The sequence below is a fragment of the Enterobacter sp. MGH 24 genome, assembly GCF_000493015.1.
Lineage (GTDB): Bacteria > Pseudomonadota > Gammaproteobacteria > Enterobacterales > Enterobacteriaceae > Enterobacter.
Genome location: NZ_KI535657.1, coordinates 1,178,544 through 1,196,544, shown reverse-complemented (window position 1 = coordinate 1,196,544; position 18,001 = coordinate 1,178,544). Strand labels below are relative to the sequence as shown.

At 55.9% G+C, this 18,001-nt stretch carries 17 protein-coding genes; 14 read left to right on the top strand and 3 right to left on the bottom strand.

Going from position 1 to position 18,001, the window contains the following annotated elements:
* The first annotated feature begins 15 nt into the window (after nucleotides 1-15).
* The 8 genes from rmuC to tatD all read left to right on the top strand — a co-directional run bounded on the left by rmuC (nucleotide 16) and on the right by tatD (nucleotide 7,025).
* On the top strand, nucleotides 16-1,473 hold the full coding sequence (gene rmuC / locus L370_RS16110) for a DNA recombination protein RmuC (protein WP_023333793.1): 1,458 nt from the start codon (nucleotides 16-18) through the stop codon (nucleotides 1,471-1,473).
* Nucleotides 1,474-1,539: 66 nt separating this feature from the next.
* Entirely contained in the window at nucleotides 1,540-2,295 is a 756-nt protein-coding gene (gene ubiE, locus L370_RS16115) for a bifunctional demethylmenaquinone methyltransferase/2-methoxy-6-polyprenyl-1,4-benzoquinol methylase UbiE (protein ID WP_023309612.1), read from the top strand.
* A gap of 13 nt (nucleotides 2,296-2,308) precedes the next feature.
* Entirely contained in the window at nucleotides 2,309-2,914 is a 606-nt protein-coding gene (gene ubiJ / locus L370_RS16120; protein ID WP_023333792.1) for a ubiquinone biosynthesis protein UbiJ, read from the top strand.
* On the top strand, nucleotides 2,911-4,551 hold the full coding sequence (ubiB, locus tag L370_RS16125; RefSeq protein WP_023333791.1) for a ubiquinone biosynthesis regulatory protein kinase UbiB: 1,641 nt from the start codon (nucleotides 2,911-2,913) through the stop codon (nucleotides 4,549-4,551). Before ubiJ ends, ubiB begins: the two co-directional genes overlap by 4 nt.
* A 76-nt stretch (nucleotides 4,552-4,627) precedes the next feature.
* A complete protein-coding gene (gene tatA, locus L370_RS16130) occupies nucleotides 4,628-4,882 on the top strand; it encodes a Sec-independent protein translocase subunit TatA (protein WP_023309609.1) in 255 nt (84 codons plus the stop codon).
* Between the two features lie 3 nt (nucleotides 4,883-4,885).
* Entirely contained in the window at nucleotides 4,886-5,428 is a 543-nt protein-coding gene (gene tatB, locus L370_RS16135) for a Sec-independent protein translocase protein TatB (RefSeq protein WP_023333790.1), read from the top strand.
* Between the two features lie 2 nt (nucleotides 5,429-5,430).
* Nucleotides 5,431-6,201 (top strand): Sec-independent protein translocase subunit TatC, encoded by a 771-nt coding sequence (tatC, locus tag L370_RS16140; RefSeq protein WP_023309607.1) that lies wholly within the window; start codon nucleotides 5,431-5,433, stop codon nucleotides 6,199-6,201.
* A gap of 41 nt (nucleotides 6,202-6,242) precedes the next feature.
* On the top strand, nucleotides 6,243-7,025 hold the full coding sequence (gene tatD, locus L370_RS16145) for a 3'-5' ssDNA/RNA exonuclease TatD (protein ID WP_023333789.1): 783 nt from the start codon (nucleotides 6,243-6,245) through the stop codon (nucleotides 7,023-7,025).
* On the opposite strand, the gene rfaH is transcribed toward tatD, so the two are convergent.
* The gene (gene rfaH / locus L370_RS16150; protein WP_023333788.1) at nucleotides 7,022-7,513 is read right to left on the bottom strand and encodes a transcription/translation regulatory transformer protein RfaH; all 492 of its coding nucleotides are present in this window, start codon (nucleotides 7,511-7,513) and stop codon (nucleotides 7,022-7,024) included. The genes tatD and rfaH overlap by 4 nt on opposite strands.
* Before the next feature lie 173 nt (nucleotides 7,514-7,686).
* Here rfaH and ubiD point away from each other — a divergent pair, with 173 nt between their 5' ends.
* Both ubiD and fre read left to right on the top strand, forming a co-directional pair.
* On the top strand, nucleotides 7,687-9,177 hold the full coding sequence (gene ubiD, locus L370_RS16155; RefSeq protein ID WP_162269347.1) for a 4-hydroxy-3-polyprenylbenzoate decarboxylase: 1,491 nt from the start codon (nucleotides 7,687-7,689) through the stop codon (nucleotides 9,175-9,177).
* Nucleotides 9,178-9,219: 42 nt separating this feature from the next.
* A complete protein-coding gene (gene fre, locus L370_RS16160; RefSeq protein ID WP_023333786.1) occupies nucleotides 9,220-9,921 on the top strand; it encodes an NAD(P)H-flavin reductase in 702 nt (233 codons plus the stop codon).
* 161 nt (nucleotides 9,922-10,082) lie between these two features.
* Here fre and fadA read toward each other — a convergent pair whose 3' ends face one another.
* Both fadA and fadB read right to left on the bottom strand, forming a co-directional pair.
* Nucleotides 10,083-11,246: an acetyl-CoA C-acyltransferase FadA gene (gene fadA / locus L370_RS16165; protein ID WP_023333785.1), complete on the bottom strand. Its 1,164-nt coding sequence runs from the start codon at nucleotides 11,244-11,246 to the stop codon at nucleotides 10,083-10,085.
* Nucleotides 11,247-11,255: 9 nt separating this feature from the next.
* Nucleotides 11,256-13,445 (bottom strand): fatty acid oxidation complex subunit alpha FadB, encoded by a 2,190-nt coding sequence (fadB, locus tag L370_RS16170; RefSeq protein WP_023333784.1) that lies wholly within the window; start codon nucleotides 13,443-13,445, stop codon nucleotides 11,256-11,258.
* 190 nt (nucleotides 13,446-13,635) lie between these two features.
* Here fadB and pepQ point away from each other — a divergent pair, with 190 nt between their 5' ends.
* Genes pepQ through hemG form a run of 4 tightly spaced genes read left to right on the top strand, consistent with a single transcriptional unit; the run spans nucleotide 13,636 to nucleotide 17,628 of the window.
* Entirely contained in the window at nucleotides 13,636-14,967 is a 1,332-nt protein-coding gene (gene pepQ, locus L370_RS16175) for a Xaa-Pro dipeptidase (protein WP_023333783.1), read from the top strand.
* A complete protein-coding gene (locus L370_RS16180; RefSeq protein WP_023333782.1) occupies nucleotides 14,967-15,581 on the top strand; it encodes an IMPACT family protein in 615 nt (204 codons plus the stop codon). Before pepQ ends, L370_RS16180 begins: the two co-directional genes overlap by 1 nt.
* Nucleotides 15,582-15,620: 39 nt before the next feature.
* Nucleotides 15,621-17,072 carry a Trk system potassium transporter TrkH gene (gene trkH, locus L370_RS16185; RefSeq protein ID WP_023333781.1) on the top strand — a complete coding sequence of 484 codons (1,452 nt, stop codon included), beginning with the start codon at nucleotides 15,621-15,623 and terminating at the stop codon, nucleotides 17,070-17,072.
* A gap of 10 nt (nucleotides 17,073-17,082) precedes the next feature.
* Nucleotides 17,083-17,628, top strand: coding sequence for a menaquinone-dependent protoporphyrinogen IX dehydrogenase (hemG, locus tag L370_RS16190; protein ID WP_023333780.1), 546 nt, complete (start codon nucleotides 17,083-17,085; stop codon nucleotides 17,626-17,628).
* Nucleotides 17,629-18,001: the final 373 nt, after the last annotated feature.

Below are 18,001 nucleotides of genomic sequence, written 5' to 3'. Positions count from 1 at the left end.
GATGCAGGGGGCATTGTGGATATCTCGATCCTGATTTACGCGGTGATTGCGCTGGCGGGCGTGGCGATAGGCTGGCTCATTTCCAGCTATCAGCATGCACAGCAGAAGGCCGACCAGCTGGCCGAGCGAGAAGAGATGGTCGCCGATTTAAGCGCGACAAAACAGCAGCTTGCTCTGAGCGAACACTGGCGCGACGAGTGCGAACTGCTCAACAACGAGCTGCGTAACCTGCGAGATATCAATACGTCACTGGAGGCCGATCTCCGCGAAGTGACCACCCGTCTTGAATCCACCCAACTGCATGCGGAAGACAAAATCCGCCAGATGATCAACAGTGAGCAGCGCCTCAGCGAACAGTTTGAGAACCTCGCCAACCGAATTTTTGAGCACAGCAACCGCCGCGTTGACGAACAGAACCGCCAGAGCCTGAACAGCCTGCTGACGCCCCTGCGCGAACAGCTGGACGGTTTTCGTCGTCAGGTGCAGGACAGCTTTGGTCAGGAAGCCCGCGAACGACACACGCTGGCGCATGAGATTCGCAATCTCCAGCAGCTGAATGCCCAGATGGCGCAGGAGGCGGTCAACCTGACCCGCGCGCTGAAAGGGGATAACAAAACCCAGGGCAACTGGGGGGAAGTGGTGCTGACCCGCGTGCTTGAAGCCTCTGGCCTGCGCGAAGGGTATGAATACGAAACGCAGGTGAGTATCGAAAACGACGCCCGCTCGCGTATGCAGCCGGATGTGATTGTACGGTTGCCGCAGGGTAAAGATGTGGTGATTGACGCCAAAATGACGCTGGTGGCCTATGAGCGCTACTTCAACGCCGAAGATGACTACACGCGCGAATCGGCGCTGCAGGAGCACATTGCCTCCGTGCGTAATCACATTCGCCTGCTCGGCAGAAAAGACTATCAGCAGCTGCCGGGTCTCCGCTCGCTGGACTATGTCCTGATGTTTATCCCGGTAGAACCCGCGTTTCTGCTGGCACTCGACAGACAGCCTGAGCTGATCACCGAAGCGCTCAAAAATAACATTATGCTGGTCAGCCCCACCACGCTGCTGGTGGCGTTACGCACCATTGCGAACCTGTGGCGCTATGAGCACCAGAGCCGCAACGCGCAGCAGATTGCCGATCGCGCCAGCAAGCTGTACGACAAAATGCGCCTCTTCGTGGACGACATGTCCTCAGTCGGGCAGAGCCTGGATCGTGCGCAGGATAACTACCGCCAGGCGATGAAAAAACTCGCCTCCGGACGCGGCAATTTGCTGGCACAGGCCGAATCATTCCGCAGCCTGGGGGTAGAGGTTAAACGCGAGATTAATCCGGAATTGGTTGAACAGGCCACCGCCCAGGACGACGAGTTTCGCCTGCGAGAAGGTGCGGACGAACAAAAGACAAACAGTGAAGACAATACGTTAGCGGTGGATTTATCACCAGACGAGACTCCAGCGCGTTTCTTTCGCGGTGGTTGAAACGTAGGGCAAACGCGCCCAATCTGTTACACTTCACGAACATTTTACTGATAAGCAGGCTCTAAGATGGCTGACGATTCACAAGACACAACGCACTTTGGCTTTCAGACTGTCGCCAAAGCGCAGAAAGCTGACATGGTGGCCCACGTATTTCATTCCGTGGCGGCGAAGTACGATGTGATGAATGACCTGATGTCGTTCGGCATTCATCGCTTGTGGAAGCGCTTCACCATTGACTGCAGCGGCGTACGCCGTGGACAAACGGTGCTGGATTTAGCCGGCGGTACGGGCGATTTAACCGCGAAATTCTCCCGTCTGGTGGGCGAAACCGGCCGCGTTGTTCTTGCCGATATTAATGACTCCATGCTGAAAATGGGACGCGAAAAGCTGCGTAACATCGGCGTGGTGGGGAATGTGGAATATGTGCAGGCAAACGCCGAAGCGCTGCCATTCCCGGATAATACCTTTGACTGCATCACGATCTCTTTCGGTCTGCGTAACGTGACCGATAAAGAAAAAGCGCTGCGCTCCATGTACCGCGTGCTGAAGCCGGGCGGACGTCTGCTGGTGCTTGAATTCTCCAAACCGATTATCGAGCCGCTGAGCAAAGCCTATGATGCCTATTCCTTCCACGTGCTGCCGCGTATTGGTGAGCTGGTGGCTAACGACGCTGAAAGCTACCGCTATCTGGCGGAATCTATCCGTATGCACCCGGATCAGGACACATTAAAAGCCATGATGCAGGACGCGGAATTTGAAAATGTTGAATATTTCAACCTGACGGCGGGCGTCGTCGCGCTGCATCGCGGTTACAAATTCTGAGTGGAGGTGTCCCGTGCCCTTTAAACCCTTAGTCTCCGCAGGCATCGAGAATGTACTGAACGCTTTTCTGTATCGTGCTCCGGCGCTGAAAGCTGCACGTCAGCGGCTAAACGGGAAGGTATTACGCGTTGTTTTAAAAGAGTTCTCGACGCCGCTTGTGCTGATATTCGGCGAACGCCAGCTTGACGTTCTGGGGGCGTGGGAAGGTGAAGCCGACTGCTCGGTCATTACGCACATGAGCGTGCTGCCAAAACTGCGCGATCGCCAGCAATTAACGGCGCTTATCCGCAGCGGTGAGCTGGAAGTGGAAGGCGACATCCAGGTTGTGCAGAACTTCGTTGCGCTCACCGACCTGGCGGAGTTCGATCCGGCAGAGCTGCTCGCGCCTTTCATCGGCGACATTGCCGCCGAAGGCATCGGGAAAGCCCTTCATGGTGGCACCTCGTTTGCGCGAAAAAGCCTCCAGCGCCAGCAACGCTATGCGGCGGAAGTGCTGACTGAGGAGTGGCGAATGGCGCCCGGGCCACTGGAAGTTGCATGGTTTGCGGAAGAGACCGCTGCTGTTGAACGTGCGGTTGATGCGTTAACCAAACGGCTGGAAAAACTGGAGGGCAAATGACGCCTGGTGAAATTCGGCGCCTCTATTTTATTATTCGCACCTTTTTGAGCTACGGGCTCGACGAGCTTATCCCCAAAATGCGTATCACGCTGCCGCTTCGTATCTGGCGGCGGATGCTGTTCTGGATGCCCAATCGCCATAAAGGTCAACCGCTGGGTGAGCGTCTGCGCCTGGCGCTGCAGGAGCTCGGTCCGGTTTGGATTAAATTCGGACAGATGCTGTCCACCCGCCGCGATCTCTTCCCGCCTCTCATTGCCGATGAGCTCGCGATGCTGCAGGATCGCGTCGCACCGTTTGACGGCGCGCGTGCGAAAAAGCAAATTGAAGAGGCGATGGGGAATGTACCCGTCGAGACCTGGTTCGACGATTTCGACATTAAGCCACTGGCGTCGGCCTCTATCGCGCAGGTGCACACCGCGCGTCTGAAAGAAAACGGCAAAGAAGTCGTTATTAAGGTCATTCGTCCGGACATCCTGCCGATCATCAAAGCGGACATGAAGCTGATTTATCGTCTGGCGCGCTGGGTGCCACGCTTGCTGCCGGACGGTCGTCGCCTTCGTCCAATGGAAGTGGTGCGGGAATATGAAAAAACGCTGATTGATGAGCTTAACCTGCTGCGCGAATCGGCAAACGCCATCCAGCTGCGTCGCAACTTTGAAAACAGCCCGATGCTCTATGTACCTGAAGTCTATTCTGACTACTGTAGCCAGAACATGATGGTGATGGAGCGTATCTACGGTATTCCGGTTTCGGATGTGGTCGCCCTGGAGAAACAGGGAACGAACATGAAGCTGCTGGCCGAACGTGGCGTACAGGTCTTCTTTACCCAGGTTTTCCGCGACAGCTTTTTCCATGCGGACATGCACCCGGGCAATATCTTCGTGAGCTACGAGCATCCTGAGGATCCGAAGTATATCGGTATCGACTGCGGGATTGTGGGGTCGCTGAACAAAGAAGATAAACGGTATCTGGCAGAGAACTTCATCGCGTTCTTCAACCGCGACTATCGTAAGGTGGCCGAGCTGCACGTCGATTCCGGCTGGGTACCGCCTGACACCAACGTCGAAGAGTTCGAGTTTGCGATCCGGACCGTTTGTGAACCGATTTTTGAAAAACCGCTGGCGGAAATCTCCTTCGGGCACGTGCTGTTAAACCTGTTCAACACGGCTCGCCGCTTTAATATGGAAGTTCAGCCACAGCTAGTTTTACTTCAGAAAACATTACTTTACGTTGAGGGTGTAGGCCGACAACTCTATCCTCAGTTAGACTTGTGGAAGACCGCGAAACCTTTCCTTGAATCCTGGATTAAGGATCAGGTTGGCATTCCTGCGCTGGTGCGCTCGCTGAAAGAGAAAGGCCCGTTCTGGATAGAAAAAATGCCTGAAATTCCTGAACTGGTTTATGACAGTTTGCGTCAGAGCAAGAACCTTCAGCACAGCATGGATAAAATCGCCCGCGAGCTTCAGTCCAGCCGTGTTCGCCAGGGACAGTCACGCTACCTCTTTGGGATTGGCGCAACGCTGCTGCTGAGCGGTACGCTGCTGCTGATCAACCGTCCGGACTGGCAGATGATGCCCGCCTGGCTGATGGCTGGCGGAGTGGTAGTCTGGTTAGCAGGCTGGCGAAAAACGCGCTGAGCGTACGTCGCTATCGACGGGTCGCATACGTATAATGCGACCTGACTCATTAATCATCTATCCCTGAGGAACATGTATGGGTGGTATCAGTATCTGGCAATTAGTCATTATTGCCGTCATCGTCGTGCTGCTGTTTGGCACCAAAAAGCTCGGTTCTATTGGTTCCGATCTGGGCGCGTCTATCAAAGGCTTCAAGAAAGCGATGAGCGATGATGAGAGCAAGCAGGATAAAACCAGCCAGGATGCTGATTTTACTGCTAAATCCATCGCCGACAAGCAAGAAGAAGCCAAAAAGGAAGACGCTAAACGCCACGATAAAGAGCAGGTGTAAGTCGTGTTCGACATTGGTTTTAGTGAGCTTCTGCTGGTCTTTGTTATTGGCCTGATTGTGCTGGGGCCGCAGCGTCTGCCGGTGGCAGTGAAAACCGTTGCGGGCTGGGTTCGTGCGCTGAGATCGCTCGCATCGACCGTTCAGAATGAACTGGCGCAGGAGCTTAAGCTGCAGGAATTTCAGGAAAGCCTGAAAAAGGTCGAGAAGGCGAGCATGGATAACCTGACGCCGGAACTGAAAGCGTCAATGGATGAGCTGCGCGAAGCGGCGGAATCGATGAAGCGCTCCTATAGCGTTAACGATCCTGAAAAAGCGAGCGATGAAGCGAACACTATCCATAACCCGGTGGTGAAGGGCAGCGAGGAGCAGCGCGAGGGCGTAACGCCTGCCAGCGCTGAACATCAGGCTGCCGCGCCAGAACAGACGCCGCAGGAAACCGAAGTGAAAAAACAGGCGCAGCCGGGAGAGCCGGTAGCACAAACGGCGGAAGTGAAGCCCGCTGCGTCCGTTTCCGAATCATCCCCCTCGTCGAGTGATAAAGCGTAAACATGGCAGTAGATGATACTCAACCGCTGATTACGCACCTTATTGAGCTGCGTAAGCGCCTGTTAAACTGCATTATTGCGGTTTTACTCATATTCCTGTGCCTGGTCTATTTTGCCAACGATATCTATCAGGTGGTCTCTGCGCCGCTGATAAAGCAGATGCCGCTGGGCGCAACGATGATTGCAACAGACGTTGCTTCTCCGTTCTTTACCCCCATCAAGCTGACCTTCTGGGTGTCGTTGATTGCCTCTGCTCCGGTCATTCTTTACCAGGTATGGGCGTTTGTCGCACCAGCGCTGTATAAGCATGAACGCAAGCTGGTGATCCCGCTGCTGGTGTCCAGCTCGCTGCTGTTCTATATCGGCATGGCGTTTGCCTATTTCGTTGTCTTCCCGCTGGCCTTCGGCTTCCTGACGCATACCGCACCGGAAGGGGTCCAGGTGTCGACGGATATCGCCAGCTACCTCAGCTTTGTGATGGCGCTGTTTATGGCGTTTGGCGTGGCATTCGAAGTGCCGGTGGCTATTGTGCTGCTTTGCTGGGTAGGGGTGACGACCCCGGATGACCTGCGTAAGAAGCGTCCATATATCCTGGTAGGCGCCTTCGTGGTCGGCATGTTGCTGACACCGCCGGATGTATTCTCGCAGACGCTGCTGGCCATACCGATGTACTGTCTGTTTGAGGTCGGCGTTTTCTTCTCGCGTTTCTACGTGGGTAAAGGACGTCGAGCGGATGACGAAGACGATACGTCCGACAAGACCACTGAAGAGTAAAACCAGCCGCCCGTCAGGGCGGTTGTTATATGGGGATTTGCATGTTTGATATCGGACTCAACCTGACCAGCTCGCAGTTTGCGAAAGATCGTGATGAGGTGGTTGCGCGCGCGTTTGCCGCCGGGGTCAAAGGACTGCTGCTGACTGGCACCAACCTGCATGAGAGCGAGCAGGCGCAGCAGCTGGCGCAACGCTACGATCGCTGTTGGTCTACTGCTGGCGTGCACCCTCACGACAGCAGCCAGTGGACCGCGGAAAGTTGCGACACCCTGTACAGGCTGGCGAAGACGCCAGACGTTGTGGCGATCGGCGAATGCGGTCTCGATTTCAACCGTAACTTTTCCACGCCTGAAGAGCAGGAAAAGGCGTTCACTGCCCAGCTTGCGCTGGCAGCAGAGCTTGGAATGCCTGTATTTATGCACTGCCGCGATGCGCATGAGCGTTTCCTGGCACTTCTGGATCCGTGGCTGGAGAAACTGCCCGGCGCAGTACTGCACTGCTTCACCGGTTCACGGCAGGAAGCGCTGGATTGCCTGCAGCGAGGGCTTTATCTGGGTATTACCGGCTGGGTGTGCGATGAGCGCCGGGGGCTTGAACTTCGTGAACTACTGCCGGTAATCCCGGCCGACCGACTGCTCCTTGAAACCGATGCGCCTTATCTGCTACCGCGCGATATGAAACCCAAACCGGCATCGCGGCGAAATGAGCCCGCGTATCTGGGGCACATTGTTGAGAGCGTCGCGAAGTGGCGCGGAGACGATCCGCACTGGCTTTCGGCGCAGACGGATGACAACGTGCGTAATCTGTTCGGAATAAACGTTTAAAGTTTGCGGAAGTCGGTGTTTTTAACGCTCTGCAGTACCTGCTTGTTCAGCAGATTGAGCAACAGCATAGAGCGCGCTTCCCCGTCCGGCTCGGCAAAAATCGCCTGCAGGCCTTCGAAAGCGCCTTCGGTAATCACGACGCTATCGCCCGTGTAAGGGGTTTCGGGGTCGGTGATCCCTTCAGGCTGCTGATAAACCGACAGCTGGTGAATGACCGTCGACGGGACCGTTGCCGGGTGGGCGCCAAAACGAACGAAGTGGCTGACGCCACGCGTTGCGCTGATGGTGGTGGTGTGGATGACTTCCGGGTCGAACTCCACGAACAGGTAGTTCGGGAACAACGGCTCGCTGACGGTTGTGCGCTTCCCGCGCTGCATTTTTTCAAGCGTGATCACGGGTGTCAGGCAATTTACAGACTGACGTTCAAGATGTTCCTGCGCGCGCTGAAGTTGCCCGCGTTTGCAATACAGTAAATACCAGGCCTGCATAATCACTCTTTCCCTTAGTTCGGGGCGCAAGCATATCAAAACCCTGGCGGGATCGCTAAGTTGATTATAATGGGGGAAAATGGAACAGAACGCATAAGTTCACGCTTATTTAACAAAATTACAGCATCAAGCAGGCTTACGCCGTATAATGAAGCGCTTACAGAGAGGCCATGATTAACTGCATGAAATACCACGATCTCCGCGACTTCCTGACGCTGCTGGAAAAGCAGGGTGAACTCAAACGTATTACACTTCCTGTCGATCCTTATCTGGAAATGACAGAAATTGCTGACCGCACCCTGCGTGCCGGTGGCCCCGCATTACTGTTTGAAAATCCGAAAGGTTACTCCATGCCGGTGCTGTGCAACCTGTTTGGTACACCGCGTCGTGTTGCACTGGGAATGGGGCAGGAAGACGTCACGGCGCTGCGTGAGGTCGGTAAACTGCTGGCGTTTCTGAAAGAGCCGGAGCCACCGAAGGGCTTCCGCGATCTGTTCGACAAACTGCCGCAGTTTAAGCAGGTGCTGAACATGCCCACCAAACGCCTGCGCGGCGCGCCATGCCAGCAGAAAGTGCTGGAAGGCGATGCGGTTGATCTGACCAAAATCCCTATCATGCAGTGCTGGCCTGAAGATGCCGCTCCGCTGATCACCTGGGGGCTGACCGTTACGCGCGGCCCGCACAAAGAGCGGCAAAACCTTGGTATTTACCGCCAGCAGTTGATTGGCAAGAATAAACTCATCATGCGCTGGCTGTCGCATCGCGGCGGCGCGCTGGATTTCCAGGAGTGGTGCGCTGCGCATCCGGGGGAACGTTTCCCGGTGTCTGTCGCCTTAGGCGCCGATCCGGCCACCATTCTGGGAGCCGTCACCCCCGTGCCGGATACCCTTTCTGAATATGCGTTTGCTGGCCTGCTGCGCGGAACGAAAACTGAAGTCGTGAAGTGTATCTCTAACGATCTTGAAGTTCCGGCCAGTGCAGAAATTGTGCTGGAAGGTTACCTTGAGCAGGGTGAAATGGCGCCAGAAGGCCCTTACGGCGACCACACCGGCTATTACAACGAAGTGGACAACTTCCCGGTGTTTACCGTGACGCACATTACGCAGCGTGAAGATGCGATTTATCACTCCACCTATACCGGACGTCCACCGGACGAACCGGCGGTGCTGGGCGTGGCGCTGAACGAAGTGTTTGTGCCGATCCTGCAAAAGCAGTTCCCGGAAATTGTTGATTTTTATCTGCCGCCTGAAGGATGCTCGTATCGCATGGCGGTGGTCACGATGAAGAAGCAGTATCCTGGCCATGCTAAACGCGTGATGATGGGCGTCTGGTCTTTCCTGCGCCAGTTTATGTATACCAAATTTGTTATTGTCTGCGATGATGACGTTAACGCCCGCGACTGGAATGACGTAATCTGGGCCATTACCACGCGAATGGACCCGGCGCGCGATACGGTGTTAGTCGAAAACACGCCGATAGATTACCTGGATTTTGCCTCGCCGGTTTCCGGTCTTGGCTCAAAGATGGGACTGGATGCCACAAATAAATGGCCTGGCGAAACCGACCGTGAATGGGGTCGCCCGATCAAAAAAGATCCTGCAGTGACCGCGCGAATTGACGCGATCTGGGACGAGCTGGCCATAATGAATAACGGTAAACCCTGAGCTGACCGTTAAGCCCTATAGACTTCCCGACAGAGAGAGCGAATGACAACCTTAAGCTGTAAAGTGACCTCGGTAGATGCCATCACCGACACCGTATATCGCGTCCGTTTAGTGCCTGAAGCGCCATTCTCTTTCCGCGCGGGTCAGTATCTGATGGTTGTGATGGATGAGCGTGATAAGCGTCCTTTCTCTATGGCCTCAACGCCAGCGGAGCAGGAATTTATTGAGCTTCATATTGGTGCGTCAGAGCTTAACCTGTATGCGATGGCGGTGATGGATCGGATCCTGAAGGAACGTGAAATCGTGGTGGATATTCCGCACGGTGATGCGTGGCTGCGCGATGACGAAGACCGTCCGCTGATCCTGATCGCGGGTGGTACGGGCTTCTCGTACGTGCGCTCTATTCTGTTGACCGCACTGGCGCGTAACCCGGACCGCAACATCACCATTTACTGGGGTGGCCGCGAAGAGAAACATCTGTACGACCTGTCTGAGCTGGAAGCGCTGAGCGTAACCCATCCTAACCTGCGCATTGAGCCGGTGGTTGAGCAGCCGGAAGAGGGCTGGCGTGGTCGTAGCGGGACGGTGCTGACGGCGGTGCTGCAGGATCATGGTACGCTGGCCGGACACGATATTTATATCGCTGGCCGTTTTGAGATGGCGAAAATTGCCCGCGACCTGTTCTGTAACGAACGTGACGCGCGTGAAGACCGCCTGTTTGGCGATGCGTTTGCCTTCATTTAAATAAAAAACCCGCCCCTGACAGGCGGGAAGAACGGCAACTAAACTCTTTCTCTTCGCCACTGACGTCAGTGGCGGTGAGATACTTCTCGTAGGCCGGGAAAGCGCAGCGCCTCCCGGCAAAAGCCCGATGGCGCGATGCTTATCGGGCCTACGTTATAGCCTTACACTCTCTCAAACACCGTCGCGATACCCTGACCCAGCCCGATACACATCGTTGCCAGACCAAACTGGGCATCTTTGCGTTCCATCAGGTTGATAAGCGTCGTGCTGATGCGCGCCCCGGAGCAGCCCAGCGGGTGACCGAGGGCGATCGCGCCGCCGTTGAGGTTAATCTTCTCGTCGATCTGCTCCATCAGCCCCAGATCCTTAATGCACGGCAGGATCTGCGCGGCGAAGGCTTCGTTCATTTCGAACAGGTCGATGTCGCTGGCGGTTAATCCCGCTTTTTTCAGCGCCAGCTTCGAGGCCGGAACCGGGCCGTAGCCCATGATTGAAGGATCGCAGCCCACGACCGCCATCGAACGTACCCGAGCGCGAGGCGTTAAGCCCAGCTCGCGGGCACGGCTTTCGCTCATCACCAGCATCGCGGCGGCACCGTCTGACAGCGCCGACGACGTACCTGCCGTGACCGTACCGGTGACCGGATCAAACGCAGGGCGCAGGGTAGAAAGCGCTTCTACGGTGGTTTCCGGGCGGATGACTTCGTCGTAGCTGAACTGCTTCAGTACGCCGTCTGCGTCGTGGCCGCCGGTTGGGATGATCTCATGCTTAAAGGCGCCGGACTGCGTCGCCGCCCATGCGCGAGCGTGGGAGCGCGCGGCAAAGGCATCCTGCATTTCACGGCTGATGCCGTGCAGACGAGAGAGCATCTCGGCGGTCAGGCCCATCATCCCCGCGGCTTTCGCCACGTTACGGCTCATGCCAGGGTGGAAATCGACCCCGTGGCTCATCGGCACGTGCCCCATGTGCTCAACGCCGCCCACCAGGCAGGCCTGCGCATCGCCGGTCATGATCATGCGTGCCGCGTCGTGCAGCGCCTGCATTGACGAACCGCACAGGCGATTCACGGTGACGGCCGGAACCGAATGCGGGATCTCCGCCAGCAGAGACGCGTTACGGGCGATGTTGAAACCTTGCTCCAGGGTCTGCTGCACGCAGCCCCAGTAGATATCGTCCAGCGCAGCAGGATCCAGCGCCGGGTTACGCGCCAGCAGGCTACGCATCAGGTGCGCGGAGAGATCTTCCGCACGCACGTTACGGAATGCACCGCCTTTTGAACGGCCCATCGGGGTGCGAATCGCATCAACAATGACAACCTTTTCCATTGTGACTCCTTAAGCCGTTTTCAGCTCGCCAACCGGACGGGCTGGCTCAACTGCTGGATAGTAGGGTTCGTTATGGCGCGCTTTGTTACGCAGCCCTTCCGGCACCTCATAAAGCGGGCCGAGGTGCTGATACTGCTGAGCCATATCGAGATAGCGGGCGCTGCCGAGCGTGTCCAGCCAGCGGAACGCGCCGCCGTGGAACGGAGGGAAGCCCAGGCCGTACACCAGCGCCATGTCGGCTTCTGCCGGGCTGGCGATGATGCCTTCTTCGAGGCAACGCACCACTTCGTTTATCATCGGAATCATCATGCGGGCGACGATCTCATCGTCGGTGAAGTCGCGTTTTGGCTGGCTAACGTCGGCCAGCAGGCCGTCCACCACGGCATCTTCTTCTTTCTTCGGTTTGCCTTTGCTGTCTTCTTTATAGCGCCAGAAGCCCAGGCCGTTTTTCTGGCCGAAGCGGTTAGCGTCGAACAGCGCGTCAATGGCGTCGCGATAATCTTTCTGCATGCGCTGCGGGAAGCCTGCCGCCATCACCGCCTGCGCGTGGTGGGCAGTGTCGATGCCGACCACGTCCAGCAGATACGCCGGGCCCATCGGCCAGCCGAACTGTTTTTCCATTACTTTGTCGATTTTGCGGAAGTCCGCACCGTCGCGCAGCAGCTGGCTGAAGCCGGCGAAGTAAGGGAACAGCACGCGGTTGACGAAGAAGCCCGGGCAGTCGTTAACCACGATCGGCGTTTTGCCCATCTTGCTTGCCCACGCCACCACTTTGGCGATGGTTTCGTCAGAGGTTTTTTCCCCACGGATCACTTCGACCAGCGGCATACGGTGTACCGGGTTGAAGAAGTGCATCCCGCAGAAGTTTTCCGGACGCTTCAGCACGCTCGCCAGTTCACTGATTGGAATGGTGGAGGTGTTAGAGGCCAGCACGGTTTCCGGGCGAACCTTATCTTCCGTTTCCGCCAGCACCGCTTTTTTGACTTTCGGGTTCTCGACGACGGCTTCGACCACCACGTCGACACGGTCGAAACCGCTGTATTCCAGTACAGGCTGAATGGTGGAAATCACACCCGCAAGCTTCAGCCCGTCAATTTTTCCGCGTTCCAGCTGTTTATTCAGCAGCTTGGCCGCTTCGGTCATGCCCAGCGTCAGGGATTTCTCGCTGATGTCTTTCATCACCACCGGCACGCCTTTCCAGGCCGACTGGTAAGCGATGCCGCCACCCATAATGCCGGCACCGAGTACCGCCGCATGTTTTGGCGTCTCAACGTTTTTGGTCAGCTGTTTGGCTTTTCCTTTCACGAACTGATCGTTGAGGAAGATACCGACCAGCGCGCGGGCTTCATTGGTGTGCGCCAGCGGAACAAAGCTCTGATTTTCGAGCTTCAGCGCTTCATCGCGACCGAGACGGGCAGCCGCTTCAATGGTTTTCACCGCCGTGATCGGCGCCGGGTAGTGTTTACCTGCCGTCTGCATCACCATGCCTTTGGCAATGGTGAAGCTCATGGTGGCTTCAATCTTGCTGAGTTTTAACGGCTCCAGCTTCGGCTGGCGCTTGGCTTTCCAGTCGAGATCGCCGTTGATGGCCTGACGCAGAATGGCGAGTGCGCCTTCAACAAGCTTCTCTGGTTTCACGATGCCGTCAACCAGGCCAATTTTCTGCGCCTGTTCTGCACCGACATCTTTACCCGCGGCAATGATCTCAAGCGCGCTGTCGGCACCCAGCATGCGCGGCATACGGACGGAGCCGCCAAAGCCCGGCATGATACCCAGCTTGGTTTCCGGCAGGCCGATGCGCAGGTCCGGCGTCGCCAGACGGTAGTCGGTCGCCAGCACGCACTCGCAGCCACCGCCCAGCGCGTAGCCGTTAACGGCGGAAAGGGTCGGGACAGGCAGATCTTCCAGACGATTAAAGACGCTGTTGGCAAAGTGCAGCCACTGGCTCAGCTGTTCTTCGGGCACCAGGAACAGCGACAGGAATTCGGTGATATCCGCGCCAACGATAAAGGCCGCTTTGTTCGAGCGCAGCAGCAGCCCTTTTAAATCTGATTGCTTTTCAAGTACATCCAGCGCCTGGCCAAGACTGGCCACCGTCGCGGTATCAAGCTTGTTCACTGAGCCGGGGGCATCGAACACCAGTTCGGCAATGCCATCTTCCAGCCAGTCTACGTACAGGGTGTCGCCTTTGTAGAGCATGTCGGTCTCCTGAATCCAGCAATTGGATCTGGTCATACCAGATGAAACGGAGTGTGGAATTTATGTTAATAAAATGCAAATTAGTCATTAAGAAATTGCTGCACTGATCACGGTTGGTGGAAATCACGCAGCCGGAGTGAGGTGTGCTAAGATGCGATGACTTGAGGTCAAAAAAACGAAAGGAAGAATGATGGACTCACTGGCTTCGCTTTATAAAAATCATATCGTTACCCTACAGGAACGTACCCGCGATGTACTGGCCCGCTTTAAGCTGGATGCGCTGTTGATCCACTCCGGCGAGCTGATGAATACCTTTCTGGATGACCATGCTTATCCGTTTAAGGTGAACCCGCAGTTTAAAGCCTGGGTACCGGTTACTCAGGTTCCAAATTGCTGGCTGCTGGTGGACGGCGTGAACAAACCGAAACTGTGGTTCTACCTGCCGGTTGATTACTGGCACAACGTAGAACCGCTGCCGACCTCTTTCTGGACCGAAGAAATTGACGTGATTGCGCTGCCGAAAGCGGACGGCATTGGCAGCCAGCTGCCTGCCGCGCGGGGCAACATCGGCTACATTGGACCTGTTCCAGAGCGCGCACTGGGTCTGGATATTCCGGCAGACAAACTCAATCCGAAAGGGGTGCTGGATTACCTGCACTATTACCGCGCGTATAAAACCGACTATGAACTTTACTGCATGCGTGAAGCGCAAAAAACGGCGGTGAACGGTCACCGTGCCGCGCATGAAGCATTCCAGTCGGGGATGAGCGAGTTCGACATCAACCAGGCCTATCTGACCGCGACAGGTCACCGCGATACCGACGTGCCGTACAGCAATATCGTCGCGCTGAATGAGCACGCATCTGTGCTTCACTACACCAAGCTGGATCACCATGTTCCGTCGGAAATGCGCAGCTTCCTGCTGGACGCAGGGGCAGAGTATAACGGTTACGCGGCCGACCTGACCCGTACCTGGGCAGCGAATGCGGATACCGATTTCGCGCAGCTGATTAAAGACGTGAACGATGAACAGCTGGCGCTGATTGGCACCATGAAAGCCGGAACCAGCTATGTGGATTACCACATCCAGTTCCATCAGCGCATCGCAAAACTGCTGCGTAAGCATCAGATTGTGAAAGACATGAGCGAAGAGGCGATGGTCGAGAACGATCTGACCGGGCCATTCATGCCGCACGGCATTGGTCACCCGCTGGGCCTGCAGGTTCACGACGTTGCGGGCTTTATGCAGGATGATACCGGTACGCACCTGGCGGCACCGTCTAAATATCCTTACCTGCGCTGCACCCGTATTCTTGAACCGCGTATGGTGCTGACGATTGAACCGGGGATCTATTTTATCGAATCCCTGCTGGCGCCGTGGCGTGAAGGCCAGTTCAGCAAACACTTCAACTGGGAAAAAATTGATGCGCTGAAGCCGTTTGGCGGTATTCGCATCGAAGATAACGTTGTGGTTCACGAAAACGGTATCGAGAACATGACGCGAGACCTGAAGCTGGCCTGATGGAAAGCTGGCTGATACCGGTTGAACCGGTCACCTTTGTTGAGGAAATCAAGAAAAGCCGCTTTATTACGCTGCTGGCGCATACCGATGGCGTAGAGGCGGCAAAGGCGTTTGTCGAATCCGTTCGGGCTGAGCATCCTGACGCGCGTCACCACTGCGTGGCGTGGGTAGCAGGACCGCCGGACGATTCGCAACAGCTGGGGTTTTCCGACGACGGTGAACCGGCGGGCACGGCCGGTAAACCCATGCTTTCCCAGCTGATGGGCAGCGGCGTGGGTGAAATTACCGCCGTGGTGGTGCGCTACTACGGTGGTATTTTGTTAGGCACGGGTGGGCTGGTTAAAGCGTACGGCGGTGGGGTTCAGCAGGCATTGAATATGCTAATAACCACCCGCAAAACGCCGCTCACCGAATATACTTTATTGTGCGATTACGCCCAGTTATCGGGCATCGAGGCGCTGCTGAGGCAGTTTAACGGCGTCATCGCGCATAGTGAATATCAGGCAGTGGTGCAATTACGCGTGGCGCTTCCTCGGGCGGAACTGGCTGCTTTTTCAGCAAAACTGGCTGATTTTAGTCGTGGTTCGTTGCAATTGCTGCCGATTGAAGAATAATCCCCACCTCACTTTTGAATACCAAAGGAAGCGGCAGAGATGCATTTTCGTGCCATAACCCGAATCGTTGGACTGCTGGTCATACTCTTTTCCGGGACGATGATTCTCCCAGGACTGGTAGCGCTTATCTACCGGGACGGCGCGGGGCGGGCATTTACCCAGACCTTCTTTGTCGCGCTGGCGATTGGCTCGCTGCTGTGGTGGCCAAACCGTCGTCAGAAAGGTGAACTGAAATCTCGCGAAGGCTTTCTGATTGTGGTCCTGTTCTGGACGGTGCTGGGAAGCGTCGGTTCGCTGCCCTTCATCTTCTCTGAACAGCCTAATCTGAGCATCACGGATGCCTTTTTTGAATCGTTCTCCGGTTTAACAACCACCGGGGCGACGACGCTGGTGGGCCTGGATTCGCTACCGCACGCCATTCTCTTTTATCGCCAGATGCTGCAGTGGTTCGGGGGGATGGGGATCATCGTCCTGGCAGTGGCTATTCTCCCTATTCTGGGCGTTGGCGGCATGCAGCTCTATCGCGCCGAAATGCCCGGGCCGCTGAAAGATAACAAAATGCGGCCGCGTATTGCCGAGACGGCGAAAACCCTCTGGCTTATCTATGTCTTGCTGACGGTGGCCTGTGCGCTGGCGCTTTGGTTTGCCGGGATGCCCGCTTTCGATGCCATCGGACACAGCTTCGCGACGATCGCGATCGGTGGGTTCTCCACCCACGATGCCAGCGTCGGCTACTTCGACAGCCCAACCATTAACACGATTATTGCCATTTTCCTGCTGATTTCAGGCTGTAACTACGGTCTGCACTTCTCTTTATTGAGCGGGCGCAGCCTGAAGGTGTACTGGCGTGACCCAGAGTTCCGCATGTTCATTGGCGTCCAGCTTACGCTGGTGATCATCTGTACCCTGGTGCTGTGGTTCCATGATGTCTACAACTCCGCGCTGACCACGCTAAATCAGGCGTTCTTCCAGGTGGTATCGATGGCGACGACCGCCGGGTTTACCACGGACAGCATCGCGCGCTGGCCGCTGTTCCTGCCGGTGCTGCTGTTATGCTCGGCATTTATCGGGGGCTGTGCGGGGTCTACGGGCGGTGGCCTGAAGGTCATTCGTATTCTGCTGCTGTTTAAGCAGGGGAACCGCGAGCTGAAGCGCCTGGTTCACCCGAACGCGGTCTACAGCATTAAGCTGGGGAACCGCGCCCTGCCGGAACGCATTCTCGAAGCGGTGTGGGGATTCTTCTCGGCGTATGCGCTGGTCTTTATCGTCAGTATGCTGGCGATTATCGCGACGGGAGTCGATGATTTCTCCGCCTTTGCGTCCGTCGTAGCAACATTGAATAACCTCGGGCCCGGTCTGGGCGTTGTGGCGGATAACTTTGCCAGCATGAACCCGGTCGCGAAATGGATCCTCATCGGCAATATGCTGTTTGGTCGTCTTGAGGTCTTTACGCTGCTGGTGCTGTTCACCCCTACATTCTGGCGCGAGTAAGGAGCCGTTGATGAAGACATTGATTCTTTTCTCTACGCGAGACGGGCAAACGCGTGAGATTGCCGCCTATCTGGCGTCGGAATTAAAAGAGCTGGGTATTTACTCGGATGTGGTGAACCTGAACCGTGCGGAGCAGATAGCCTGGCAGGAGTACGATCGTGTGGTCATTGGCGCGTCAATTCGTTACGGGCATTTCCATCCGGCGCTGGATCGCTTTGTGAAAAAGCACACGGCGGTGCTCAATAAACTGCCCGGTGCATTTTACTCGGTCAACCTGGTCGCTCGTAAAGCCGAGAAGCGTACGCCGCAGACCAACAGCTACACGCGCAAGTTTTTGCTCAGCTCGCCGTGGCAGCCAGACCTGTGCGCCGTCTTTGCCGGCGCGCTGCGCTATCCTCGCTACCGCTGGTATGACCGCTTTATGATCCGCCTGATTATGAAGATGACCGGGGGGGAAACCGATACGCGTAAAGAAGTGGTTTATACCGACTGGTCGCAGGTGGCCAGTTTTGCGCGGGAAATCGCACATTTAACGGGCGATTCGCGACTTAAATAAGCGTTAAGTTTGAAAAGTGAGCGAACGAAAAGTTTTTTGTATTTTGTGCTTGTCACTTCAGAATAACTCCCTATAATGCGCCTCCACTGACACGGAACAACGGCTTACAGGCCGCCGGGTTAGCGGGGTTCAGAGATGAACGCCAGCGGAGAAAAGCGAAAATAAACGCTTGACTCTGAAGCGGGAAAGCGTAATATGCACACCCCGCGCCGCTGCGAAAAGCGAAGCGGCACTGCTCTTTAACAATTTATCAGACAATCTGTGTGGGCACTCAAAGTGACATGGATTCTTAATGTCTTCGGACAATAAATGAATACCAAGTCTCTGAGTGAACATACGTAATTCATTACGAAGTTTAATTCACGAGCATCAA